Below are 26,344 nucleotides of genomic sequence, written 5' to 3'. Positions count from 1 at the left end.
TAAGAAAAAGAATCCCTTGATATAGAAGAATTCTCTTGACTAATGGTAGAAAAAAGCACATTCTACTGGCATAGAATGTGCTGGGCATTGCATAACATTTGTTACAAATTTAATTATATCATATTACTGATATTGGAGGAATAAACATGGCAAAGAAAAAGATTACGGGCGAAGACGGTAAAGAGTACTCGGTAAAAGTCAAAAAGCCATTTTACAAGCGTGTTTGGTTTTGGGTACTAGCAATTATTGTTATTGCGGTTGTTGGTTCAAAATTAGGCGGTGGCTCATCCGACAAAGATGATAAGTCAACTGCAAAGACTGAAGAAAAATCAAGCAAATCCTCATCTAGCAAAAAAGATGACGGCAAAATCACACGCAAACAGTTTGACGCTGTAAAACTTGGTGATTTAATGAAAAGCGCCGAAGGTGGAGCTACTATTGATGAACTTAAGAAAGAATTTGGCAACCCTGACTCAACGTCAAGTTCAACTACAAATGGCGTAAAAACTGACATTGTAACATGGACCAACGTTGAAGGTGGTTTAGGAGCTAATATCGTTGTAAGTTTCACTGACGGCCATGCATTTTCTAAGGCAATTACTGGCTTCAAATTCAATCGCGATAAAAAGATTTCACTTGCTGATTTCAACTCACTTGCTGATGGTACAGCATATTCAGATGTAGTTAACAAATTTGGCGAACCAGACGGCTATGATGAAACTTTAATTGATGGATCAAAATCTGTAATGGCAACATATATGTCCGGGGTAAAAGGAGATATTGGAGCTAACTTCAATGTTACTTTTACAGATGACAAAGTTAGTGGCAAATCTCAAACAAGCATGAAATAAAGAAACGCTTTCCCACTCTGGGTGACTAGCGACGGTTCGATTCCGGCGGTGGGAATTATCTCTTCATTCCTGTTGTTTTGAAGAGATATTTTGAAAGCAAAATAAATATCTCCCTATTTTGCCAATTATAAGGAGATAAATGGATATTTTAAATAAATGTTGATAAGGAGCGTAATTAATGAGTAAGTTTAGTCCGATACCTGATGAAACTTCAAATGCGCTTTTAAAGCCAGCCGCTGAATCTATCGGCAATTCAGCCGGAACCATTTTTGATGCGGCATTTAATCTTATTTTGTCGCCCTTAAAAAAATATAACATTAGAAAAGATTATGAGTTGAAGGACTACGCCAATAAGATAAGTACCAATATTTCATCGATACCCGAAAACAATCGTGATCCTTCTAAACTTAATTTAGTGCTCAAGGCCGTAGATGATTCTAAGTTCCGCCTTGATGAAGAAGATATGCGTACCGCTTTTGCTAGGCTTATAGCACAAGGCTTGGATAACCGTGTCAACGACAACTTCTACCCTGCGTATTCAGATATCTTGTCAAGCATGTCAGTCAAAGAAGCAAAACTTATCCGAAAAATCTATTCAAATTATCATCATCGAGTTCCTACCGAAGAAACATGTGCAAAAAACACACATGGTTCAAGACGTGGTTTGCTGGCGAAGACATACCTATTTGATAATTCGGAAGACGGGACTGGTGAGTTAGATATTCCCATTGACCTATTACAACACTCTGGGTTGATTAGGGTATATGACAACCAATGGCTTACAGGCGATCACTATATGACGCTCTACAATTCGTATGAAGAAAAATGGAGATATGCCAATAAAACGAACGTATTAAATATTTCAAGTGATGAAACGTTGGAATTTATTGAGGGCTACGTCATGTTCACAGATTTTGGTGATTCATTTGCTAATTTTATTTTGTAGAACTATTTTCTTTTCAATCCGCTCTTCCATTTTATTTAGCTCTATTGTTAGGTACCGCGAATAAATAGCTAAGCAGATACATGTTATGATGGCAGGAATGATTATCAGTAGTATAAGCAACAATTTTACCTCCCCAACTAATATAGTTAGATTATAGCACTATCGCCCTTGATTGGGCTTTTATTTAACAGTTAAAAAGAACATACGTTTGTGTATTTTAGTTGAAATAACACACAAGAAAGGAATTATGTAATCATGCGTAAATGGAAGAAACTACCTCGCCACCCCAACATTTTCGAATATGAAACCCAAAAAGGTAAGCGATACGGAATTCGACGCGGATTCACAAATAGTGTAGGAAAAAAGGACGAATACACAAAATCAGGTTTCAAAACTTGGCGAGATGCTGACATTGTGCTAAAGAAATTTGAATCAGACTTAGCAATGGATAATATATCTTCAATAACAGCTCAAAAGGTTACTGTTGATCAGTATTGGAAAAAGATGTCAGAACGAAAGCTCGAACTTGGAATTTGGAAAGAATCAACATATAAAATGCAGAAACAATATTATAGCAAATATTTACAGCCAAAATTTGGGGCAAAAACTCTTAACGATGTGACTAGGTCTAGTTTTCAGTCGTTCCTTGATAAACTTGCGCTTGATGGTTTGGCAAATACAACGATCAGGACAATTACTTCAATAATGTTAAACATAATGAACTCTGCTGAAAATGAAGATATAATACTGAAAAATAAGTTGAAAGGTATGCTAATTAGAGGCCATGCACCAAAAGATTTAACTGTTGAAACAGTAGACTACGAAAAATGGATCAAATCAGCACAAAAAATACTCAACAAATATATGCTCGCAATGATTTATATAGGTGCACTTGGCGAGCGCCGTGGCGAATTAATGGGCTTACGAACTGATTCATTCACTTTTAAGAAGCAAAAAAACGGTGATGAAATTTGTGGAATTAAAATTGACTTACAGAGAACTTCGGACTTTCTAAATGGCACTGGCTTAAAAACTAAAAGTTCATATCGAACAATTTGGGTTAACGGCTGGATCATCGACTATATCAAATACGCCATAATTACTTCTGATAATTTACGAATTGGAAATAACATTCACGCTGATAAAAAATGGCTGTGGCTTAATGAAAAAGGCGAACCATTTCACCCTTACCATGTCAACAAAATCACTGGCAAGATAAACAAGGACAGTGGAATTCATATAACCCCTCATATGTTGCGACATTATTTTGCAACTAAGGGTATGGCTTCTAATGCATCAGACATTGAAGTTATGCACTGGTTAGGCCATAGTAACTTACAAATGACAGCTGACTATACACGACCAACGGCATTAGAATCATCGGATCTATATTCCAATGTTGACAGCAAATAGCATAATTAGGCGGTACAAAATAGTGATTTAGAAATGTACCGTCCTTTGTACCGAAAGCTCAACCGTTTCTATCAGACTTAATCAGATTATAAGCACAAAAAACAGCCCTATCACAACATTCTAACTGGTTGTGATAGGGCTGAATTTGTTTAAAATTTTATTTGTTTATTCCCACTCAATCGTGCTTGGTGGCTTGCTGGTTATGTCATACACGACGCGGTTAACGTGCGCAACTTCGTTGACGATGCGGACGGAAATTTTTTGTAACACGTCCCAGGGAATCTGCGCGAAGTCGGCGGTCATGCCGTCGATCGAGGTGACGGCACGAATACCAACGGTGTAATCGTAGGTACGGCCATCGCCCATGACACCAACGGATTTGAATCCAGGTAAGACGGTGAAGTACTGCCATACTTCGCGTTCAAGGCCAGCATTCTTGATCTCTTCGCGGAGAATCAGGTCACTATCACGAACAATTTCGAGTTTATCTTCGGTGATTTCGCCAATGACACGAATGCCAAGGCCGGGGCCAGGGAATGGTTGGCGCCAAACGAGGTCGCTTGGCATGCCGAGTTTCTCACCGAGGTCACGCACTTCATCTTTAAATAAAGTCCGCAGTGGTTCGATCAACTGGAAGTGGATGTCCTTAGGCAAGCCACCAACATTATGATGTGATTTAATCGTCTGAGCCGTGCTGGTTCCACTTTCGATCACATCGGTGTAGAGCGTTCCCTGAGCGAGGAAGTCGATGCCATCAAGCTTAGCTGCTTCGTCGTTGAAGACTTGGATAAATTCGTTACCGATAATTTTACGCTTAGTCTCGGGATCACTGACCCCTGCCAACTTATTCAAAAAGCGATCCTTGGCGTCGACTTTGATAATATTCAAGCCGAACTTGCCTTCGAGGCTCGCCATAACTTGTTCGGCCTCACCCTTACGCAGCAAGCCGTGATCGACGAAAATACTCGTCAGTTGATCACCAATCGCTTGGTGTAACAGGACACCCACAACACTCGAATCGACCCCACCGGAGAGTCCTAAGAGCACTTTTTTGTCACCAACGGTCTCGCGGATCTTCGTGATCTGTTGGTCGATAAAGTCGCTCATTGACCAGTTAGCAACTGCCTTAGCAACATCAAAGGTAAAATGACGCAGAATGTCATTGCCATACTCAGTATTACGAACTTCCGCGTGGAATTGGATTCCGTACATTTGCTTCTCATCGTTGGCGAAGGAAGAAATCGGCGCATTCTGACTCGTAGCAACCACGTGGAAGCCAGCAGGTAATTCGCGCACAAGATCGCCATGGCTCATCCAAACGGTTTGCGTCTCAGGTAAATCTTTGAACAGTGGCGTCTCAGGATCAGTTACCGTGATAACCGCCTTGCCATATTCACGATTATTCGCAGGTTCAACTTTGCCGTTCAGCTTGTATGCGAGCAATTGCATCCCGTAACAGATTCCCAAAACAGGAATTCCCAAGTTCAAGATTTCGGGATCAAGATCGAAGGCTCCCTCATCATAAACGCTCATTGGCCCACCGGACAAAATAATCCCCTTTGGCCCAATTTCTTTCACTTCTGCAGCGGTGATCGTGTTTGGCAATAATTCTGAGTAGACACCAAATTCACGAATACGGCGAGTGATCAGTTGATTATACTGGCTCCCATAATCAAGAACGATAATTTTGTCGACATTTTGTAAGTCGGCTTGCGCCATGTTTGTCACACTCCTACACTTTTTTATGCCATAACTGTTGAGTTGAGACGATGATCAGACATCATTTAAGTTAAGTTTCAATCCTATTAATCATAACGATTTTTCACAATAAAGTAAACCGTTGGTGCGCATCGATTGGGGTTCCGGCCAGACGCCGTTTAATACTTGCGCAGGCCGACCATATCGATCAAATGGCAGTCGGTTTTATGCAGAATTAAATCGGCACGATTACGCGTAGGCAAAATAAACTCATTCAAATTTTTCAAGTTGACCTCACGCCAAACCTGATCAGCCATTTCAAGCGCAGCGTCCCGATTACCAATTGCATACTGATAGTAATAATTATCGGGATCTGTAAACGCAGTGTCCAACAGAACTTTGAAGCGATCGAGATACCACTGTTCGATCAGATCCGGTTGGGCATCCACGTAAATGGAAAAATCGAAGTAATCACTAACATATAATTGTTGATTGGTCGGCAGCTGCAGAACATTGATTCCCTCAACAATCAAGATATCCGGCTGATCAATAAGATCGTAGCCATTCTTGATCACATCATAAACTTGATGCGAGTAGCGTGGTGCGTGCACTTGGCGCTCGCCACTTTTGACCCGATCGAGAAACCGCAGCAGACTTTCCATGTCATAACTCTCGGGAAAGCCTTTGCGTTTCAAGAGACCACGCTTCTGCAGCTCAGCATTGGGATATAAAAATCCGTCTGTCGTGATCAACTGTACCTTGTGGTTGGTGAAGGCACGACTCAGCAGCAACTGTAACAATCGCGCCGTCGTACTTTTACCAACAGCAACACTGCCAGAGATGCCAATCAAGAATGGCATCTTCTGCGCGCGCTTGCCCATAAAATCAGCCTTATCATCGACTAACTGGCGATAACGGCGCAGATAAACGTGAATCAAATGACGTAATGGCACGTAGATTTCCTGCACATCTTCCAAATTGATTCGATCATTTAAGGCGGAAATCTGTGCCAATTCATCGGCCGTGACCGTGTTCAGCTGATTACGTCCGTGAAAAGTCGCCCATTCTTGACGCGTAAAATAATTATAGTTATCTGGTAATTTCATTCTGACTTAACTCCCAGATCCATTTTTTAGTCTTATTTTTCATTGACGTAGAGCTTTTCAGGCACAATCTCAAGCAACGGCGTCAATTGATTGGTGGCAAGCATCGTCAATCGATGCATCGCTCTCGACGCCAAGGTGTAAACTAACTGACGGTCATCTTCGTCCGGATAATTGGCAGCAGACAGTTCCCACAAAATCACGGCATCAAATTCAAGTCCCTTAGCCAGGTAAGCCGGTAAAACCAGTGTCCCAGCCGCTAAACGCTGACTCTCAGAACGAATCAACGTAACTGGATAATCGCGAGACTGCAAGAATTTCGTCAAGATTTCACTCTCACGTTTCGTCTTGCAGATAATTGCGGTCGTCACGCCACGATCGTCATTGATTTTCAACTGCGCCAATAAGTCTTCGCCTAGCTGATCCTGGTCATCACGAACAATTGCATTCGGCAAGTCACCCTCACGCTCGAAGGTATCAATTTTCTTTCCGTTCTTGAGAATCGCTCGGGTAAACTCAGTAATTGGCTTCGTCGAACGATACGAACGCGTCAATTGAACCACTTCGGTCTTGTCGCGATCGAATAACTTCTGCACCTGACTCAATAATGAGCGACTATTCGTCTTGGTGAAGATGGCCTGATTCAAGTCGCCCAACATCGTGTATTTCGCTTTAGGAAATTGGAACTGCAAGTAGGCCAATTGGAACGGCGTGTAATCCTGGATCTCATCGACGAAAACGAACCGCATCCGCCGATCGCCTCGCTTACCCGTCATCAAGTCAAATAAGAACAAGTAAGGACTCACATCGTCCAAATGAATCGCATGCGCCTTGAAATTCTCCTGCGTCTCCAGCAGACCTGCTTGCCATTCGGCAGCAGTCAACCCATAGTCGCTTAAATCGAGGAATTGAGGCACCTGCGCAAGGAAATGCAGGTATTGCTTATTAATATTGAAGAAACGCATCCGATTAATTCCCTGATTGACCGGCTTCAAGGCTTGTGTGACAATTTTGCGAGCCAGATACTTGTATTCGGCATCGCTCGAACTGAATTCTTGATCCGCACGGGCGTACATCGCCTGCAATTGTTCAGGATCAAGACCTTCAATCGTCTTTGACACCCAGCTCTTGCGCAACTCCGGTTCCACGCGATTGTTCAGCAACTGGACCAATCGTTCCTTAGTCGCATCCACGCGATTCCCCAGATGATAATTCTGGTTGAAACTGTAATAGATCTCTTCGATTTTTTCTTTAGTTAAATAAGGCTTCCCTTGAAACTTCAAATCTCTGAAAAACATCCCGTGTGATTCCAACGTACGACTATAAGCCTGCAACGCCTTGAAAAACTTCAATTCGGTTTTGACCTTGGAAATCTTCTTAGCTGTCTCTGTCTGTGGCACTTCAAATTGCGCCGTTGGATCAACAATCGTGTAGTTAGGTAGCCGTCGACCAACGAATTGTTGATAGGTCATCTGCACCATGTTCTGCTCGCCCAATTCTGGCAAGACATTCTCGATATAATCGTTGAACAACTGGTTTGGTGAAAACATGACGACCTGGCTTGAAGTCAGATTACCGCGGTAACGATACAACAAATAAGCGACCCGCTGCAGAATTGCCGAAGTTTTCCCCGAGCCAGCCGCACCCTGGACGAACAACAAGTCAGCGCTCGTATTACGGATGATCTTGTTTTGTTCCTTCTGAATCGTTGTCACGATCGACTTCATCTGTGTGCTGGACTTCTCGCCCAACACCTCGAGCAACATCTGATCACCAATCGTCTCGGCCGTATCAAACATCGAATCGATTTGACCCTTTTTAATTAAAAACTGACGCTTCAGTGAAATATTGACCGATTGTTCCCCATCCGGCGTCTGATAAGTCACGTCGCCTAACTTACCATCGTAGTAAATCGACGAAATCGGCGCACGCCAATCATAAATCAAGAACTTATCATTCTTATCGGAGAATGAACTCAAGCCAATGTAGATCGTCTCGCGCTTAGGCTCACCATGCTCCTGAAAATCGAGACGAGCAAAATAAGGGTTCCCAATTAATCGCCGCAAAATCGACAAACGCTTCGTCGACTCTTGCCAACTGTTCTCGCGCTCGGCCAGCATTTGTTGCTGCTGATGAATGGATAATGCCGTTTCCAAGTTTGTTGCATAATCACCGTAGTTGAGTTTAACTTCTTCCCCAAATTGCTTATTGATCGACCGCTTATCTGTTTCGGCCTGCTCAATCGAGGATTGTGCCTTCTTTTCGGCTTGACGGATCTTCTGGACAACATCATCTAAATATCGCTGTTCTGCTGCCTGCGAATTACGAATCGGTTCTCGTGAATTTGACAATCTCCCACAACCTTTGCTGAAAATCAACTTCGTGTGATATCAATGGGTGCGTTTCGCTGCTTTTTTCCAGCGATGATGCGGCTGAAAATGGGGCGGTGAATGGTTGCACCTTGAAAAAACGTATTGAACAAGTTTATCACAATTCTGGGTTGGTGTATAGCTTGAGGGGTCTGGATTTCGGGCTTTTCAAGGTTTTGAAGCTCTTTAAACTCTTTCAGCTCCTCAGACCCTTTAAACCATTTAGACCCATCAGTCCACTGCGTGGAAAGTTGTTGCCTTCGCTTGTGGGGCCGGCTGCAGGTTTATTCGGCTCGTGCTTCGCACTCGGCGAATAAATCTTCCGCCTTAAACATTAGCCTTCGCAAACGTGTTACACACTCTACGCGAAGTCTAATGTTTGTCCCATGTTGTAAAATCCGCATGGCCCACGCGGATTAACAACATTTTCACAGCACGGCAACAACTTTCCACTCCGTTCCCTGACTCAGATGTGAAGGCAGAGCTGAAGTTTAAAATTAAGACTGGGAAACAAATATGTATTGCTAACCAGATTATTCAATTATTTAGACTAAATCAGAAGTTGCGAAGGAAAATGGTTGTGATGCTGTGAAAGTTTTGTTGGTCTGCACGCTTTTCGCAGACTTACAGAACGGGTAAATTGAAGACTTCGAACTTTGAAGTCTCCAATTTTAGGCTGAAGCCATTTTTGCAGCAAGCGAAGCGCGCAGCAAAAAGGCGGAAGCCGGCCCCACAGCAGGAACAACCATTTTTCCTAGCAACTTCGGCTGAAAAACAGCCAAAAAAATAGCCCACTGTGAAAAGTATCTGATCAGTTTTCAAACAACTGACCCTCACAGCAGGACTATTTTTCTCAACAGCAATTGTGTTAATCAAAGTGACTACTTCTGATGCCGCTTCTGCGACCATGAGGCGAAAAATGGTACCCAAAAGACAATCACATAGCCGGCTGCCAACCCCACCATGGTGTAGACGAAAATTGAGTGCAGATAAAGGCCGACAGCAAAGCCAATGAGTGTGGTGATACCCGTTATTAAAGATCTACGATTCATGAGTTCCTCCCAGGATAATCTCGATGCGACGATAAATCTATTCTAACATGAATCATGCACCAAATGTGTGCCCCAGCCACCAACCAAGCGCACATAGTGGTAATCCCAAGCCATAGGTCAGCCCTAAGTAAATCAGCGTCTCTCGAGTATTTTTACCTGCCCACTGCCCGATAGCTTCACTATTCAACGTTGAAAAAGTAGTGAGGCCGCCGCAGATACCGGTGCCAAGAAACGCGTAGCCCCTGGCACTCAAGTCTGCGCTGGCGGTCATTGCAAACAGCCAACCAAGAATCAGCGCGCCACTCAAGTTGATTAAGATGGTTCCACGATGGCCAAAATGAGGTCGAAACTTTTTAGACAAGTCGGTCAAGCGATAGCGCACCACCGCACCGATGCTGGCACCGAGGCCAATGACGAGCCAATTCGTCATCAATAGCTCATCCCTTTCAGACTTAAACGTTGTGCAAAAATCGTGCCCAGCCACGCCGCAATCAGCCCACCAACCATACTTAGCAGCAGATAAAGCAACGCCAGGGTCGTTCGGCCGGCCATCATCAACCGCATGAAATCGAGGCAGAAACTAGAGAAGGTTGTAAAAGCACCAAAGAAACCAGTTCCCACACCCACAAGAATCCAGCGACGATTTTTAGTCAAGCGAATGCCGAAAAAATTGTTCCAAAGTGGCAATAAAAACGCGCCGAGAAGATTGACTAGCAAGGTATTCCAAGGGGAACCCAGCAGTCGAGCACTAGATAAACGCGCCACGCCACCCCAAAAGCCAAAAAAAGCGACCATCAAGTCAGTCAAATCCGCCACCTCCACATCAATATTGTTTGATTATCGCACCAAAAGAGGCGAGGTGTCTAGTTAGAAATAACTTGGCTCTGAATTCACACTTTATAAAGATCTCCAGACTAGCGTTGACTTTTCCCAAGGCCTTTTGTCACGCTACGTCAACCTATTAGCGAAGGTCAGACCGATTGAGAAAACCAAATTGCCCGACAACAAAAAAAGCGATCTTCTAGTGCCATACGCACCAAGAAGATTGCCATAGCAGCTATGAGCCGCTTGATTAGAACCATATATCACCTAATCAAATACAATGAATTGTACGATTCAAAGATGTTCCTCGCCGAACTCTAATCGTCATTCATTTAAGTAAAGTATATCACCTACGAAAAAAATTACAGCTGAGGTGCTGTTTAGTATGGCAAAATATCAGATTAAATATGATTTAACGCCATAAATAATCTTATTTTGCGTAATTAAGAAAAGGAATCCCTTGATATAGAAGAATTCTCTTGACTAATGGTAGAAAAAAGCGGTCCAACTTTCGATTACGAAAGAAGGCCGCTATGCTGAAAAACTACACGAAGAGATGCACCGCGTCGAGGCTCAGAGCTATGAAAAATCTTTCACTTAATTTACACCAGCGGAGATTTCAACAGCGATTCATATTCTCTATAAACTTGCTGAATAAATGTGGACCTTGACTTGATTGAAATGGCACTGTTCTAAAACAGGGCAAAACAGTCAAAACTATTGAAGGGCGATCTTAACCTTATTGAAATGACACTCTTCTAAAACATACCCAGGTTTCAGATTACGTTGGCACGAGATCTTAACCTTATTGAAATGACACTCTTCTAAAACCCACGCGTAAGCATAAATCGGCAAGGCTGGGATCTTAACCTTATTGAAATGACACTCTTCTAAAACTGGGTTTAAGCGCAAAACAGCAGAAAGTTGGATCTTAACCTTATTGAAATGACACTCTTCTAAAACTGATAGTAAGGCAACTCAACCTATTGTTATGATCTTAACCTTATTGAAATGACACTCTTCTAAAACAGACGATTTGCTTAGCTGGTAAAAAACTTCGATCTTAACCTTATTGAAATGACACTCTTCTAAAACAACACTATCGAGTGCTTGTAACGCACCGAAGATCTTAACCTTATTGAAATGACACTCTTCTAAAACAAGACGCAACAGAATATAATTTAAACCTATGATCTTAACCTTATTGAAATGACACTCTTCTAAAACTAAATGTTATATTCCCCGTTATTAATTATTGATCTTAACCTTATTGAAATGACACTCTTCTAAAACCAATTGAAGGTGTGGCGCGAAAGCTTAACAGATCTTAACCTTATTGAAATGACACTCTTCTAAAACTGCACCATCGACAGCCCAATTTAAGATACCGATCTTAACCTTATTGAAATGACACTCTTCTAAAACTGCCGCGGCAGGACCAAGCTTCAAAGCCGGGATCTTAACCTTATTGAAATGACACTCTTCTAAAACGGAACAGTTGCGTTCCAGTCCACATTGTGGGATCTTAACCTTATTGAAATGACACTCTTCTAAAACACCAGATTGGTGAAATTAGCCAAAAAGAAGGATCTTAACCTTATTGAAATGACACTCTTCTAAAACATTAACCAAGACATTCTAAAGGCTAAACTAGATCTTAACCTTATTGAAATGACACTCTTCTAAAACCACCGTCAAGCTCGATTTCGTTCACAGGCAGATCTTAACCTTATTGAAATGACACTCTTCTAAAACCATCTTCCAATCCTTCAACCTCCTTAGTTAGATCTTAACCTTATTGAAATGACACTCTTCTAAAACTCGTGGGATTAATTCACCGAATGCACTCGGGATCTTAACCTTATTGAAATGACACTCTTCTAAAACTGTGCCTTTTGGCCTTTGTTGCCGATGTACGATCTTAACCTTATTGAAATGACACTCTTCTAAAACGGTATACTTAAAGAGTAGTAAAGAGTTAGAGATCTTAACCTTATTGAAATGACACTCTTCTAAAACACGTTGACGCGATTAGGCGCTCTGTTTCAGGATCTTAACCTTATTGAAATGACACTCTTCTAAAACCTAACTTGGCGTCATCAACTACCTCCAACTGATCTTAACCTTATTGAAATGACACTCTTCTAAAACACAATACAATTCTAAACGAAAGTAATCTCAGATCTTAACCTTATTGAAATGACACTCTTCTAAAACTTTGATTGGTATCGAGACTCAATACGTTGAGATCTTAACCTTATTGAAATGACACTCTTCTAAAACGTACGTTGAGCGAGCCGCTTATGATGCCAGGATCTTAACCTTATTGAAATGACACTCTTCTAAAACGACGTCAGTTGATTAATCAGCTTGAGACCAGATCTTAACCTTATTGAAATGACACTCTTCTAAAACCACCAGCGACGTCCGCTTTCCAAAACAACTGATCTTAACCTTATTGAAATGACACTCTTCTAAAACCATTGCAATATAAACCTCACTGCCTTTATAGATCTTAACCTTATTGAAATGACACTCTTCTAAAACGGGACAATAACGACGACATTGAGTAAGGATGATCTTAACCTTATTGAAATGACACTCTTCTAAAACCTTGCGACTGGTAGTTATCACAGTTGGATCGATCTTAACCTTATTGAAATGACACTCTTCTAAAACCGGCAGTACGCTCATGAGTGGTGTTGACCCGATCTTAACCTTATTGAAATGACACTCTTCTAAAACTAACATATAGATAGCTGTCATTACTCTTGCGATCTTAACCTTATTGAAATGACACTCTTCTAAAACCGGATTTGATCATATGTTGAAGTCATTCAAGATCTTAACCTTATTGAAATGACACTCTTCTAAAACTGATGAAGATGATAAGACAGTCGTTGCAATGATCTTAACCTTATTGAAATGACACTCTTCTAAAACTTCATACTTGTCAAACTTTGCATTTCCTTGGATCTTAACCTTATTGAAATGACACTCTTCTAAAACGATCGTCAAACGCTTTTGTGTCTTTATAGTGATCTTAACCTTATTGAAATGACACTCTTCTAAAACTTGTATCTAAACTATAACACACTCACAAAAGATCTTAACCTTATTGAAATGACACTCTTCTAAAACCCACATATGGGCGTGGATATGGTGCGTATTGATCTTAACCTTATTGAAATGACACTCTTCTAAAACCTTTGAGTTTTCATACCACTGGGCCTAACGGATCTTAACCTTATTGAAATGACACTCTTCTAAAACAAGTGGATCAATGCTTGCACTTTTCCATAGGATCTTAACCTTATTGAAATGACACTCTTCTAAAACATTAACCAAGATATTCTTAAAGCTAAATTAGGATCTTAACCTTATTGAAATGACACTCTTCTAAAACTACAAGAGCCGGTTTCTAACCCTGGCGACAGATCTTAACCTTATTGAAATGACACTCTTCTAAAACAAGCATTTCAGCTCACAACTATGACTTTTTGATCTTAACCTTATTGAAATGACACTCTTCTAAAACAGGTGCATTGCTTACCCCAAAAGGGTTGAGGATCTTAACCTTATTGAAATGACACTCTTCTAAAACGATGACTCACGGTAGACGTCCAGTGCATCAGATCTTAACCTTATTGAAATGACACTCTTCTAAAACTTATAGCACAATCAATTGGAGATAGCCCTTTGATCTTAACCTTATTGAAATGACACTCTTCTAAAACAATCACCAGTCTATAATGTTATTCCAGTTCGATCTTAACCTTATTGAAATGACACTCTTCTAAAACTCAGTTCAAGGCAGTCGCCTTGTTTTAAATGATCTTAACCTTATTGAAATGACACTCTTCTAAAACAGGTGCCAAGTAAAACTGACTCGAATAAACGATCTTAACCTTATTGAAATGACACTCTTCTAAAACAGACGATGTCATCAGCACATATATGCCTGGGATCTTAACCTTATTGAAATGACACTCTTCTAAAACTGTAGGGAAGTGGAAAAGTGCCACACGAATGATCTTAACCTTATTGAAATGACACTCTTCTAAAACTTAAGCAGATGATCGGAATGGGCGTTACGGGATCTTAACCTTATTGAAATGACACTATTCTAAAACCTGGCACTGCTACCACTGTTCAGCAAGCCAGATCTTAACCTTATTGAAATGACACTCTTCTAAAACAATGACAGAACACGTTACTTGACATACAAAGATCTTAACCTTATTGAAATGACACTCTTCTAAAACTAAGCGGCTGGATATTCACGATGTCCGGTTGATCTTAACCTTATTGAAATGACACTCTTCTAAAACCGAGTGGTAGTAAGGTGATTGCGTCATTCAGATCTTAACCTTATTGAAATGACACTCTTCTAAAACTCATCACAGATGAAGCGCAACACGCGTTGGGATCTTAACCTTATTGAAATGACACTCTTCTAAAACCAACGCTTCTAACTGGATACCATACGAAGCGATCTTAACCTTATTGAAATGACACTCTTCTAAAACTTGGCTTCCAATTGATAAGCTTCAACGTCAGATCTTAACCTTATTGAAATGACACTCTTCTAAAACCGCTTGATTTAAATTATTGAGAGTTGACTGGATCTTAACCTTATTGAAATGACACTCTTCTAAAACAATCATACATAGTCGCCCACGAACTCGCCAGATCTTAACCTTATTGAAATGACACTCTTCTAAAACTGCCTGTGTAGCTGGATCTTCTACATAGAAGATCTTAACCTTATTGAAATGACACTCTTCTAAAACCAAAGAGTGGTGTATAACCGTGAATGTTACGATCTTAACCTTATTGAAATGACACTCTTCTAAAACACGTCGTCATTTGGTAACGCCCCTTTCTAGGATCTTAACCTTATTGAAATGACACTCTTCTAAAACGAGAGAGGTTACTAATCTCGTTAACACCAAGATCTTAACCTTATTGAAATGACACTCTTCTAAAACCCGTTCTAGGAGGCTTTAAGGAGTTGACAGGATCTTAACCTTATTGAAATGACACTCTTCTAAAACAGAACAACTGTTTGTCTTCAATGGTCACACGATCTTAACCTTATTGAAATGACACTCTTCTAAAACGGGAAATTTATTATGTATAGCGGAATGAAGGATCTTAACCTTATTGAAATGACACTCTTCTAAAACCGTTGTTTTCTCATTATTGATTCATGATTACTCAGCGCGCCAATCAACAAAATCTTGATCGATATAATAATACTGGCAATTTGCAAAATAATCGTCACTTTTCAATTCTGAAAACTCGATTAATAAAGTGTACAGATCAAGTGTTTCAATTAATCTCACCAATTCTTGAAATTGGCTGACACTGAGATATTGATGCACGTTGGTTAAGACGAGTATGCCTCTTTCATCAAGATCAGAGGCACACTTTAATACTGTCTCTATTATATCATATGGTTGTGTTTTCAAGTCACTAACGAATGAAATAGTCGTGGTTTTTAACAGTTTACTAAGTGAAAATTCCGCATCAACTGTTAGCGGAAGATCATACGTTAAAAGTTCGTCCATGACCAGGCTCTTGAGCTGCTGATCAATCTGAATGAATTGACTCAGTCTTTCAGAGCCAACATTTTTGACAATTTTCTTTTCGATACCTGTTTGAAAGACTTTGCTGATTTCTGGGCTTTGAAAACAGTCTCCAATCCAACAAATTCCCTTAGAAATTTCGACTCGGTTGTGTTCTGCGTCCGTCAAAACGACTTTATCACTTAAATCTCGCAACCCGTTAATCAGATCCGTATAACTTCTGGGATTGGCACACTGAATAACCGTGCATCTATTTTGCTTAATTTCAAATGGTGCCAACGGATAATAGGTTAAATTCATATGACAATCGTCCTTTCAGAGGAGTTGCGAATATCCTTACTCGGTTCGCCCAACAAGAAATGCATTTCGTTATACTGCTTTTCGGTGACGATGAGTGTTTGCACAACCCCATTTTCAGGCACAAAATCCATAATTCGTTTTTCCATGAAGTAGGCATTTTTCGTATCAACACAGACGCGAACATAGATGGAATATTGCATCATCAGAAAGCCTTCATCTAGCAGTGTTTTACGAAAATGACGATAGTTACGTCGTTCTTGGCTGGTCTCAACTGGAAGATCAAACATTACCATTAATCTCATGATTCGATACCTCATTAAATTTCACCTCGATTGCGAGCTCGTCAATGGTGCCACTCAGATAATTAAGGCAGGTCTTCACATAGCGAGTGATGGCATTACGCAAAATAATATGTTGGTCATTCAAGATAATTTCTAGATTCAATAAGTCAATCAATCCAAATTTAACGTCCGGCGTTAATTCGTTAAAGTTTTGCTCGCGGACCCACACATCCACAAATGGTCGAAAAGGTTCCATTAGATCTGAACCCAGGTTAAATTGATTCTCGTTGCTGTGATGATGAATACCAAGTTGCGTGAGATAACCATCCGCAACAATTTCACGATTGACTGCAGATAGAAGCAAGCTATAGCCGTAATTCAAGGCTGCATTGACCACGTCATCGTCACGACGGGCAAATTGGTCATCAAACAACTTCATGAAATACTTACGCGCCACGACCGCCTCACGATTGGACTCATCGTTAAAAAGCATCTGATTCAACTCATCGGTTAAGTCCGTAGTATCCGGGTTGAAAAAACCAACGGCAGTGATTTGATTTTGAATCTTTTGTTGGATAATGGCGGTCCAAAGCGTTTGTTTTCGCTCTTCTGGCCACATAAATTGTTGTTTGAGGAGATCCACGTTACGATTATTAGGCGTATAATCCATTGTTTCAGTGATTGGCTCGCCTTTTGCATCCGTAAAGATAATCTTGGTCTGATTTTTGGCTAATTCACAAATTGCTGCGGACGTAATAACCGCACGAGTCGTGCTAATAAGCAGAACTTGAATATCGGTAATCGGAATTTGTTTAAGATCCGTTTGTGTTTGTACGGCTAAACAACGTCCAGAATAGGAAACTTTTGCATGTTGAGTGATCACAACTGTTCGCCAACTCATAATCTAAAACACCTCTTGCAAGTATTTTTAATTGTGGTAAAATGAATTTATCGAGTTCGACACACTCGAAGTATCTTAACTTTATTGAAATGACACTCTGTTAAAATCAAACAAGGCTTCGGCCAAGTTTTCCCTTTTGAGCTCGCTATCGAGCCACTACATATGTAAGACAAAAGAGCTATTGGTGCTTAACCAATAGCTCTTTTTTTATTTCAAAGATCTTATAAATCGCCTAAACGAACACGCCGCTCATAAAGACCCGTCGGAGATTGATAGATTAACTGGGCATCAGGTGAAACCACTATTCCCCTAGCTTGTTGCATGAATCCAAATGGAGTTTTAATTCCCAACTGTTTTAAATCTACTACGGTTGCATTAGCATGTAATCCCTGAAGAATTCGAATGATTATAGTGTGTTTACCCAAAGTTGTTAGTTTATTGTTCTCCCACACATCCTCATTTGGAAGTTCAATATATTGTTCATAAATATCATGTAATTTAGTTCGAAACTTATTAATATCATACATCGGAAAATGCTTGTCCACTATTGTTAAAATATTTTGATAAACTTGATCAAGCTGTTGAGAGTAATCACTTGAATCTATCGTTTGAATGTCTTTATGTGAGGCATTAATAATCTCTAGATCATCAGCTGATAAAACTAGTTGCTGCGCATTATATCGATACGTATCGCTCCCGACCATAAACCTGCACTTCTCGTCAACAATCAACTGATTAAACAATACCTTAGGGACAATTATTTCAACTTCAGTTTTTTCATCAAAATTACGTCGAACGATTTCTTCGAGCGCTTGTTTCTGTTCTGGTGAATCTTCCTTAAATTGGCGTAATGTTGTCAAAGCAGAAACCGGAACCCCAGTAACTTGATACTGTTCTTTCTTTCCCTTCTTGGTCTTTACGATTGCCATGTAAGCAAGTTTCCGGCTGGTGTAGCCACCATAGAGCTCCGTTGGTTTATCAGCTTTAATTGGAATCAATTTCCGTTTGGCATCATCGGCTTTGCCGTAAACCGTCATATTGTAGAGCGCGCCACCATTCTGATGCACTTCATGGCTCACGAGTATTTTCTTGTATGCGAATAAGTGGCGAATGTAGTCGATGCTTCCGTGCTGGTCCCAGATTTTATGTGCAGAGTGACCAGTACGCTGATCATAAACGTCTTCATTCTTCTTTAGGTCATACAACAAATTAAAATCGCGCATGGATATGTTTTGATCTTTTAATTTCTTGAACTTGTCGTAAACAAAATACGGCTCAAGCTTAGGATAACGTTGCAGCAAATAATTACCTACAAAAGCGGTTAAATACGCATCAAAAGCATGATGGTAGTCATTAACATCACGATTTTTAACCAAATCAAACATTTCGCGCATTTCGTGGGTCAAATTAGCCTTAACTGAAACAATCTGAGTTTCAGGATATTGATCAATCATAATTCCAACAGCGAGTTTGATCACCTGACGCGTTTCAACAAGTTGACGGTTGATGAAGCCTTGTGCCTTGTGGGCGTCAATACTGCCTGGAATTGTTTTCAGATTGGCCAACTTACGTTTCGTGATCAGTCCACGATCAGCCATCTTTTCCCAAGTCGACATCATTTCGCGACCAAATAAATCACGTGGTACAGTGTCAGATTTCTCTCGATTAAGCTTGTCACTGACAAGTACACGATTATCCAGCGAGTCGTCCTTGATAAATGCCTGAGGCAAGATGTGGTCAATATCATAATGTGAAATATTATTAATATTGATTGGCTTGCCAGTATACATATCTCGCCCACCCTGCATGAAATACAGGAAAAGTCGATCACTCAGACGCCCATGACGATTTTCAATTTTCTCATTAAGTTGCGCTCTGACCTCTGGCGAGACGAGAATATCATCGGAGATTTGTTGATAAACATCTTGGATTTTCATTTCACGACTGATCGTACGTCTAGGATTCTTATCCTCACCCTTTGCAAACTCGATTGCAATATGCTCGGGCGCGTGTCCCACCGCTTTTTGAATATCGTCAACGACTAATAAAATCTGGCGAATGGCTTTTTTATTCTGTGGCGAAGTATATAAATCTGAGATGACTTGTTGAATGTTAGCTTCATTTTTAATGAATTGCTGGTTATGTGCTTCAATCATCTTTGAAAAATCTGGGGCGGACTGAATCTTCATGAAGTTCTCTTCTGTTTCCCAGAGTAAGTCCATGATCGAGCGATTATCCTGATTCTTCAGCTGGGTCAATAATTTGTTCGATAATCTCCCCCAACCAGTGTATCGCTTGCGGGAAATTGCTTTACGCTGTTCTGCGGTTAACCAAGTCATACTTTCCAATTTTTGTGCAAAAATCTTGTTGTCTTCAAAAATCGTTGACCATTCAATCATTTGCTCAATGTCAGCACGTTTATCATTGGCATCGACGCTATCGCCTAAAATATTTTTATAATCAAGATATGATGTCAACCCATTATCAAATTTACCCGGATTCGTGAGACCACTAATTTTAAAAGAACCAGGGTAATAGCTCATTTCTTCCAAATAACTGCGTAGCTTTTTAACCGAGACTGACTTAAACTTCTTAAACAAATCCGTGTAAATGTTTTGCTTGATCTGAACTTCTATTGGCCGGCCATTAATACGAACGTTATTTAGTTCATTCAGAACTTTATAGCGTTGGTAAATCAAACTTTGATCTGGCAACACGTCTTCGCCAATCAAGTAAGTATCTGTAGTTGTCATTCTTTTAATGAACTTGTCGGCACTCTTTTCGCGATCGACCTTATCATCGAAATTCCAAGGCGTAATTCGACCCTGAGCATCTTTGCGAATCATCCACGCAAACTTAGTATTCTGAATTGCTTGTGGATCTGTCTCATCGTCAGCCGGCGAAATTAGAGGTCCAACGTAGTAGGGCACTCTAAACGAGACCAATTCGTCCAGTTTGTACTTGGCAACGTTATGACGTTCTGAGTTGGGGTTCTCCTCTGCTAGCCAAGGATAGTATTGGCACTGATTCTCGATAATCAAGTCCAGCTCTTTCTGCTGCACTTGGTGAGGAATCGCACCGTTTGCCTTGGTACGCTGCTTTGGCATGAACTGGTCGGTGTCAATTAATTGCTGAATTTGTTGCGCCGCATCGGAGTCATCAAGATTTTTCTTAACCTCCTTGTAAAAATCATCTTTTCCGTAAGCTTTACCATCTGCAGAATGACGTTGTAAATAGTGATCGTAGGCAAACTGCAATTGCTCGCCTTTAGTTGCATCGCTGTTTTTGATGACATCCTTTAATAAATCGCGATGCTGTGCATGGGTCTTAAATTTATCGACCATGGCAGCAGATAAACTGTTGTGATCCCCTATGATCGACTTCAAAATTAGCGATGAATAAATGCGCTCAAAGATGCCGACCATTTCCAGTTGACTGTCGTTTAGACCACTCGAAGCCTTTTCAAGATCATCATCAAACGTCTCGGAAGACAACGACAATGACCAATCCTTGGCTGCTTCTTTATCGACCTCTTGTGCCAAGATAACATTTAACTTGGCTTTGTTACCCAACAAGAGGTTTAGAATTTCTGTGGCGATTGCTTTGTACTGCTTCTCGTTCTCTTTGTTCTCTGATTGTTGATAGAAAACAACCAGCGCTTGCTTGCGTCGATCACTCGCAGTCATACTTTGATTAGAAAGGATGTCCTCAATCGATTGATTTTGATTGACGACAATTTCAAATGGTTCTTCCGGATTTTGTTCCGAAAACAACACATTCAGGCGTTCAAACTCTTGAGTCAGATCTAATTGATCGAACGAGAATTTATCTGTCGGCGTTTCATCCAAGAAATGCCCACGATATTTAACAATATGATGAATCGCCAAATAAATCTCACGCAAATCAAATTGTCGTTTCTCAGTCATCAAAGCCTGACGCAGATGATAAATGGTCGGGTATTGGCGATAAAACTCGGCATCCGACTTATCCGAGAATAAAATATCCTTAAACTCAATCTTCTGATTAGGATCTTGTTTAGATAAGTTTGAGTACTTTTGCCGCATGAAAAAAGAAGCGTCAATGGGATAAATGTGTGGCTCGAATATTTCGCGCAACAAATTCAAGCGCCATTTGCGTCGGTTCAAGCGGCGTCGAGTTGTTCTAAAGCCGCGTCGTTCCGCAGCAGATTGACCTTCATCAAATAAGCGAACGCCAATCACATTCTTGCCTTTCGCACGAATCACATGGTTGTCTTCATCGGTCGCCACGAATCCAATGGAACTTGTTCCGATATCTAGTCCAATATTATATTTTTTATCCATGAAATATCTCCTTGCTTGAATAACATTAATAATTTAATTATAGCAAAATTCTTCTGAACTAAACAGCACAAAATATATGATTCACAATAAATAATGTTGTGACCACTTAGAATGTTGTATCTGCTTTCAACCTGAATAATTCAATAAACAATCTGACATCAACTCAAAAAAACAACACGGTTTCATTTCACCGTGTTGTTCACAAATCACAAGAAATTGGCTCACATTGCCATCTTAAAATAACTTCTCAAAAACTTGGCCAACCCGTCGTTGGTATTGGTGTCTGTTTCGTAATGGGCAATTTGTTTTACTTGAGGCAAAGCGTTACCCATCGCGACGCTGATGTCGGCAGCTTGCATCATGCTAGTGTCATTCATGCCATCGCCGAAGACGAGGGTATGCGCGGCATCTGTGTCGAATGAAGCTTGGACGGCGCGAACTGCAGTCGCTTTGTCGACGCCTTTCGGGATCAGTTCGATGTTATCTTTGCCAGACGATGAGAGTTCTAAGAGCCCATCATCCGCGAGTTCTTTGTGGGCGTGAGCCAATATGTCGCCGTGTCCGGGTGCAATCATAATGCCGTTATTGATTTCTGTAGCGTGTTGTAACAAGAACGCTTGATCGCCGGCTTTGTATGATTTGACACGGTTATTGCCTGCAACGATATTTGCAAAGTTCTTGAGTACAAAATTTGGGACTCTTTTCGTGTAATACACTTTATCATGAGCGAAGAAGTTTACCGCCAAATTATATTTCTGGCTAACGTCATAGACATCCGCTAGGGCGGCCTCGCCCAATTTTTCACTGACCGTTCGTTCGGCGGTTTCATAATAGGCGCCATTAGATGTGATCATGTGCACCTGTTGGTTGATCTGATTGCGCACCAAGGCGGCGAATTCGTACATTCGGCCAGAAGCAATGTAGAAAATAATATCATCACGCCGTTGTAACGCCTCGATTGTTGCGCGTGTATACTGGCTGACCCGTTGATGCCCCACGGCAAGCGTGCCGTCAATATCCATGAAGACTAAATATGGTTTTGTTCTCAATGCTGTAACCCCATTCATTTTCATCTTAACAACTTATCTCAGCATAATTGTAAGAACGAATAAATCGCTCACATCAATTAATTATCAACCTGCAATTCCTGCAATTCCACTGAAGAACGAATTTCTCGCGTTGACCTCAAGCTTTTTTGGCGAACACAAAGAAGCCATTCATCTCCCAATAAAAATGGCGATTAAAGACACTGTAGATTCGTCATGTTGTCACTTAGTGCGCCGCGTGATCGTGATGGTGACGCCTGAATAATGGTAAAACTTCTTCGACCAACATTCCGATTGCCATTGCGTACATGGCCAACATATTTCGATTCATTGCCACGAGATATAACGTGACCGCCCACCAGAACACAAAAATAAGATTGACAATTTTGTTTTGTCCCATTATTGATCTTCCTCCTCGTCTCACGAATCAAGTATAAATCAAATCATGTTGTGGGTCTGTTCTGAGCGTCCTAAAGTTGACCCGTTTACGGATTACTCCTACAATGAAAAGGTAATCACTTTCGTATTGGAGGTCATCTTTATGTATACAGCAGCAACTGATCGTTATCAAAAGCTACCGATTCGGCGGGTCGGCGATACCGGCTTGCAATTGCCTGTGATCACGCTGGGGCTCTGGCGTCATTATAGTAGCGCAGATCCGTTTGAGGACCGGCAAAAGGTTATCTTGTCAGCTTTCGACCACGGCATCTTTAGTTTCGACATTGCTAACAATTATGGTAAGCCAGATTTGGGTTCTGCTGAAACGCTGTTCGGTCGCGTTTACCAAGACAACTTGAAGCCTTATCGTGATGAACTTGTCGTGACCACAAAAGTCGGATTTGAAATGGGGCCAAGTCCTTACCAGCATTTCAATTCACGGAAAAACATTCTCCAGAGCATCGATCACAGTCTCGAGCGGTTGCAGATGGATTATGTCGATATTTATTACAGCCACCGGCCCGATCCAGAGACTGATCCCGAAGAAACGGCTCAAGCCTTCGCACAAGTCGTTGCATCTGGCAAAGCGCTTTACATTGGTATTAGTAACTACGACGCCGAGCAAACCGACACGATGATCGAGCTCTTCAATCAATATCATGTGCCATTTGTCGTCAATCAGTATTCTTACAACTTATTGCGGCCAGAAGCTTATGAAAACGGCTTGATGGCCACCCTGAAGCAGCGTAATCGCAGTTTAGTTGCTTACGGTCCACTTTCTGAAGGCCTATTGAGTGATCGCTACTTAGGCGGTATTCCCGAAGACTTTCCGATCCACTGGTCGAATGAATCGATTTTTGCTCATGGTAAGGAAGCTGTTGTCGAAAAGCTCAACCAATTGAACGACATCGCGAAGAAACGCAACCAGACGCTCGCACAAATGTCGTTAGCTTGGCTTTTACGCGATGAGGCAGTTGCCAGTGTCATCATTGGGACGACGAGCGAAAGGAACTTGCTTTCAAACATTGAAGGCGCACAAAATTGCCAGTTTAGTTCTGATGAAGAGCGCGCAATCAAGGCCATTTTGAAGGCTTAAGACTCACTGCAACTTTTCAGAAATAACGAGACTAAAAATTGTGTGTGACAGGACAAACAATCGGCCATTTATGACCCGTAAAATGATACAATAGAATTGAAAAACTCAGGAAATTAGGTGGTTACATGAAACAAGGTACAACGATTCTAACATTGGACAACGGCTACCATCTCTGGACCAATACTCAAGGTCAGGGCGACATTCATCTGCTCTGCTTGCACGGTGGCCCTGGTGGAACCCACGAATACTGGGAAAACTTCGGCGAGAAGCTCGCTGATATTGGCGTTCAGGTGCATATGTATGATCAGCTCGGTTCTTTTTATTCCGATCAACCTGATTACAGCGATTCCGAAATTGCCGCTAAATATTTGACCAATGATTATTTCTTAGGTGAAGTCGAAGAGGTTCGTCAAAAATTAGGTTTGGACCATTTTTACTTGATTGGTCAATCTTGGGGTGGCGCCTTGACGATGGAATACGCGCTGAAATATGGTCAACACTTAAAGGGTGCCATCATCTCCAGCATGATTGACAACATCGCCGAATACGTCGTCCACATCAACAAGGTGCGCGATGAAGCCCTACCCGTCGAGGCGGTTTCTTACATGAAACGCTGCGAAAAAGAAGGCAACTGGAATGATCCGCAATATCAAGCTTATGTCGACGTTCTCAACCGCGGTTACGTCGATCGTCGCCAGCCACCTGCTATTCGTCATCTCATTTCAACGATGGCGACACCTGTATACAACGCGTTCCAAGGCGATAACGAATTCGTTGTGACCGGCAAGTTAAAGGATTTCGATTTGCGTGAAGAGATCCACAACATTACCGTGCCAACGCTGTTAACGTTTGGTCAACATGAAACAATGCCATTGTCTTCGGCACTGCGGATGTCACAACAGATCCCTAACGCTCGCCTTGAAACGACACCAGACGGCGGTCATCATCACATGATCGACAATCCAGAGGTTTATTTCGAACACTTGAAGAAATTTATCGTTGACGTCGAGAGCGGTCATTATCAACCTTAAGGAAATCAATCAATGAAAACAATAACGGTTTATCTTGTTCGACATGGTCAAACTTATTTCAATAAATTCAATAAGATGCAAGGTTGGTCGGATTCACCGCTAACTCCTGCTGGCATTCAAGGTGCCCAGGAAGCCGCTGAACGCCTCCGCCATCTTACCTTCACCCACGCCTATTCATCAGATACAACGCGTGCTATGCACACTTGCGAGCTGATTCTAGGTAAGAATATGAACACCGTCGTTCCCTACACCACGACGCCGTTTTTCCGTGAGGTATTCTATGGTTATTTCGAAGGTGAGGATTCCGCCAAAACTTGGTATGCAGTCGGCGCGCCACATGGTGCTCGCAACTTCAAAGAAATCATCGCAAAGTACAACATCGACGCCTCGAAGGACTTCATGAATGATATCGATCCTTTCCACGATGCTGAAACTGCTACTCAATATTGGACGCGGCTCAGCAAGGGCTTCAAGATGCTACGTGAACAAAATTTGAATGGTGATAACGTCTTACTTGTCAGCCACGGCACCACGATTCGAAGCATCGTAGAGAAGTTTGGCAATGGTCAATTCGATACGACAGTTGCACCACGTAATGCTAGTGTGACGAAGATTCTGCTGACGGATGAAGGTATTGAGGTTGTTTATTATAATCGGCTTGATCAGGTGAACTAAAGTCAAGCGTGTCTGTGTACTTTACAGACACGCTTTTTTTGACCGGTTATCAAACCCGTCAATCCTCTTTACATCTGCCTTCAGACCCGTCAGTCCACTGCGTGGAAAGTTGTTGCCTTTGCTATGGGGCCGGCTCCAGGTTTATTCGGCTCGTGCTTCGCACTCGGCGAATAAATCTTCCGCCTTCGATTTGAGCTTCTGCGCTGCAGAATCTCAAATACGACCCTGCAGTAAGTTTGCGAAAGCAAGCTTTCGTAAACAACTGCATTTCACAGCACGGCAACAACTTTCCACTTCGTTCCCTGACTCAGATGTGAAGGCGGAACTGTGGCTTTGAAATTAAGGAGCAGAAACTAACAATTATCACTGAACCAGTTATTCAATTGTTAAGACTAAATCAGAAGTTGCG

Annotated in this window: 18 protein-coding genes and 1 CRISPR repeat array; of the genes, 6 read left to right on the top strand and 12 right to left on the bottom strand. The window is 41.4% G+C overall.

What is annotated here, in order from left to right; genetic code table 11:
* Nucleotides 1–146 precede the first annotated feature (146 nt).
* The 3 genes from FC15_RS05400 to FC15_RS05390 all read left to right on the top strand — a co-directional run bounded on the left by FC15_RS05400 (nucleotide 147) and on the right by FC15_RS05390 (nucleotide 3,210).
* Nucleotides 147–851, top strand: coding sequence for a DUF3862 domain-containing protein (locus FC15_RS05400; RefSeq protein ID WP_057824691.1), 705 nt, complete (start codon nucleotides 147–149; stop codon nucleotides 849–851).
* 178 nt (nucleotides 852–1,029) lie between these two features.
* On the top strand, nucleotides 1,030–1,797 hold the full coding sequence (locus FC15_RS05395; RefSeq protein WP_057824690.1) for a DUF4393 domain-containing protein: 768 nt from the start codon (nucleotides 1,030–1,032) through the stop codon (nucleotides 1,795–1,797).
* Between the two features lie 255 nt (nucleotides 1,798–2,052).
* Nucleotides 2,053–3,210, top strand: coding sequence for a tyrosine-type recombinase/integrase (locus tag FC15_RS05390; RefSeq protein WP_057824688.1), 1,158 nt, complete (start codon nucleotides 2,053–2,055; stop codon nucleotides 3,208–3,210).
* Between the two features lie 165 nt (nucleotides 3,211–3,375).
* On the opposite strand, the gene guaA is transcribed toward FC15_RS05390, so the two are convergent.
* The 12 genes from guaA to FC15_RS09250 all read right to left on the bottom strand — a co-directional run bounded on the left by guaA (nucleotide 3,376) and on the right by FC15_RS09250 (nucleotide 23,095).
* Nucleotides 3,376–4,929 (bottom strand): glutamine-hydrolyzing GMP synthase, encoded by a 1,554-nt coding sequence (gene guaA, locus FC15_RS05385; RefSeq protein WP_057824686.1) that lies wholly within the window; start codon nucleotides 4,927–4,929, stop codon nucleotides 3,376–3,378.
* 158 nt (nucleotides 4,930–5,087) lie between these two features.
* Nucleotides 5,088–6,014 carry a type I pantothenate kinase gene (gene coaA, locus FC15_RS05380; RefSeq protein ID WP_057824684.1) on the bottom strand — a complete coding sequence of 309 codons (927 nt, stop codon included), beginning with the start codon at nucleotides 6,012–6,014 and terminating at the stop codon, nucleotides 5,088–5,090.
* Nucleotides 6,015–6,046: 32 nt separating this feature from the next.
* Nucleotides 6,047–8,362, bottom strand: a complete 2,316-nt coding sequence (gene helD, locus FC15_RS05375; RefSeq protein WP_235803342.1) for an RNA polymerase recycling motor HelD — start codon at nucleotides 8,360–8,362, stop codon at nucleotides 6,047–6,049.
* A gap of 899 nt (nucleotides 8,363–9,261) precedes the next feature.
* Nucleotides 9,262–9,432: a hypothetical protein gene (locus FC15_RS09255; protein ID WP_169790184.1), complete on the bottom strand. Its 171-nt coding sequence runs from the start codon at nucleotides 9,430–9,432 to the stop codon at nucleotides 9,262–9,264.
* Between the two features lie 52 nt (nucleotides 9,433–9,484).
* Nucleotides 9,485–9,862: a CrcB family protein gene (locus FC15_RS05370; RefSeq protein WP_057824682.1), complete on the bottom strand. Its 378-nt coding sequence runs from the start codon at nucleotides 9,860–9,862 to the stop codon at nucleotides 9,485–9,487.
* Complete coding sequence (locus FC15_RS05365; RefSeq protein ID WP_146979183.1) at nucleotides 9,862–10,239, bottom strand: fluoride efflux transporter FluC; 378 nt, start codon at nucleotides 10,237–10,239, stop codon at nucleotides 9,862–9,864. Before FC15_RS05365 ends, FC15_RS05370 begins: the two co-directional genes overlap by 1 nt.
* A gap of 678 nt (nucleotides 10,240–10,917) precedes the next feature.
* Nucleotides 10,918–15,443: a CRISPR direct-repeat array (repeat unit 36 nt; unit sequence GATCTTAACCTTATTGAAATGACACTCTTCTAAAAC).
* Between the two features lie 27 nt (nucleotides 15,444–15,470).
* Complete coding sequence (csn2, locus tag FC15_RS05360; RefSeq protein ID WP_057824680.1) at nucleotides 15,471–16,145, bottom strand: type II-A CRISPR-associated protein Csn2; 675 nt, start codon at nucleotides 16,143–16,145, stop codon at nucleotides 15,471–15,473.
* Nucleotides 16,142–16,447 (bottom strand): CRISPR-associated endonuclease Cas2, encoded by a 306-nt coding sequence (gene cas2, locus FC15_RS05355; protein WP_057824679.1) that lies wholly within the window; start codon nucleotides 16,445–16,447, stop codon nucleotides 16,142–16,144. The genes csn2 and cas2 overlap by 4 nt, the downstream gene beginning before the upstream one ends.
* A complete protein-coding gene (cas1, locus tag FC15_RS05350; protein WP_057824677.1) occupies nucleotides 16,425–17,327 on the bottom strand; it encodes a type II CRISPR-associated endonuclease Cas1 in 903 nt (300 codons plus the stop codon). Before cas1 ends, cas2 begins: the two co-directional genes overlap by 23 nt.
* Nucleotides 17,328–17,548: 221 nt before the next feature.
* Complete coding sequence (gene cas9 / locus FC15_RS05345; RefSeq protein WP_057824675.1) at nucleotides 17,549–21,649, bottom strand: type II CRISPR RNA-guided endonuclease Cas9; 4,101 nt, start codon at nucleotides 21,647–21,649, stop codon at nucleotides 17,549–17,551.
* 221 nt (nucleotides 21,650–21,870) lie between these two features.
* Nucleotides 21,871–22,698, bottom strand: coding sequence for an HAD family hydrolase (locus FC15_RS05340; protein WP_235803341.1), 828 nt, complete (start codon nucleotides 22,696–22,698; stop codon nucleotides 21,871–21,873).
* 223 nt (nucleotides 22,699–22,921) lie between these two features.
* Nucleotides 22,922–23,095: a hypothetical protein gene (locus FC15_RS09250; RefSeq protein WP_169790183.1), complete on the bottom strand. Its 174-nt coding sequence runs from the start codon at nucleotides 23,093–23,095 to the stop codon at nucleotides 22,922–22,924.
* 141 nt (nucleotides 23,096–23,236) lie between these two features.
* On the opposite strand from FC15_RS09250, the gene FC15_RS05335 reads away from it, so the two are divergent.
* The 3 genes from FC15_RS05335 (at nucleotide 23,237) to FC15_RS05325 (ending at nucleotide 25,935) form a co-directional block, all read left to right on the top strand.
* On the top strand, nucleotides 23,237–24,229 hold the full coding sequence (locus FC15_RS05335; RefSeq protein WP_057824673.1) for an aldo/keto reductase: 993 nt from the start codon (nucleotides 23,237–23,239) through the stop codon (nucleotides 24,227–24,229).
* A gap of 125 nt (nucleotides 24,230–24,354) precedes the next feature.
* The gene (locus FC15_RS05330; RefSeq protein ID WP_057824672.1) at nucleotides 24,355–25,260 is read left to right on the top strand and encodes a proline-specific peptidase family protein; all 906 of its coding nucleotides are present in this window, start codon (nucleotides 24,355–24,357) and stop codon (nucleotides 25,258–25,260) included.
* Between the two features lie 12 nt (nucleotides 25,261–25,272).
* On the top strand, nucleotides 25,273–25,935 hold the full coding sequence (locus FC15_RS05325; RefSeq protein ID WP_057824670.1) for a histidine phosphatase family protein: 663 nt from the start codon (nucleotides 25,273–25,275) through the stop codon (nucleotides 25,933–25,935).
* The last annotated feature ends 409 nt before the right edge of the window (nucleotides 25,936–26,344 follow it).

The sequence above is a fragment of the Lapidilactobacillus concavus DSM 17758 genome, from assembly GCF_001435835.1.
Taxonomy (GTDB): Bacteria; Bacillota; Bacilli; order Lactobacillales; family Lactobacillaceae; genus Lapidilactobacillus; species Lapidilactobacillus concavus.
The sequence above is the reverse complement of the archived record's forward strand: the minus strand, read 5'-3'. Positions and strand labels throughout refer to the sequence as shown.

Bases quoted from the DNA above. Each gene is read 5' to 3' on its own strand.
- FC15_RS05400 (WP_057824691.1), top strand. From the start codon at position 147: ATGGCAAAGAAAAAGATTACGGGCGAAGACGGTAAAGAGTACTCGGTA.
- FC15_RS05395 (WP_057824690.1), top strand. From the start codon at position 1,030: ATGAGTAAGTTTAGTCCGATACCTGATGAAACTTCAAATGCGCTTTTA.
- FC15_RS05390 (WP_057824688.1), top strand. From the start codon at position 2,053: ATGCGTAAATGGAAGAAACTACCTCGCCACCCCAACATTTTCGAATAT.
- guaA (WP_057824686.1), bottom strand. From the start codon at position 4,929: ATGGCGCAAGCCGACTTACAAAATGTCGACAAAATTATCGTTCTTGAT.
- coaA (WP_057824684.1), bottom strand. From the start codon at position 6,014: ATGAAATTACCAGATAACTATAATTATTTTACGCGTCAAGAATGGGCG.
- FC15_RS09255 (WP_169790184.1), bottom strand. From the start codon at position 9,432: ATGAATCGTAGATCTTTAATAACGGGTATCACCACACTCATTGGCTTT.
- FC15_RS05370 (WP_057824682.1), bottom strand. From the start codon at position 9,862: ATGACGAATTGGCTCGTCATTGGCCTCGGTGCCAGCATCGGTGCGGTG.
- csn2 (WP_057824680.1), bottom strand. From the start codon at position 16,145: ATGAATTTAACCTATTATCCGTTGGCACCATTTGAAATTAAGCAAAAT.
- cas2 (WP_057824679.1), bottom strand. From the start codon at position 16,447: ATGAGATTAATGGTAATGTTTGATCTTCCAGTTGAGACCAGCCAAGAA.
- cas1 (WP_057824677.1), bottom strand. From the start codon at position 17,327: ATGAGTTGGCGAACAGTTGTGATCACTCAACATGCAAAAGTTTCCTAT.
- cas9 (WP_057824675.1), bottom strand. From the start codon at position 21,649: ATGGATAAAAAATATAATATTGGACTAGATATCGGAACAAGTTCCATT.
- FC15_RS09250 (WP_169790183.1), bottom strand. From the start codon at position 23,095: ATGGGACAAAACAAAATTGTCAATCTTATTTTTGTGTTCTGGTGGGCG.
- FC15_RS05335 (WP_057824673.1), top strand. From the start codon at position 23,237: ATGTATACAGCAGCAACTGATCGTTATCAAAAGCTACCGATTCGGCGG.
- FC15_RS05330 (WP_057824672.1), top strand. From the start codon at position 24,355: ATGAAACAAGGTACAACGATTCTAACATTGGACAACGGCTACCATCTC.
- FC15_RS05325 (WP_057824670.1), top strand. From the start codon at position 25,273: ATGAAAACAATAACGGTTTATCTTGTTCGACATGGTCAAACTTATTTC.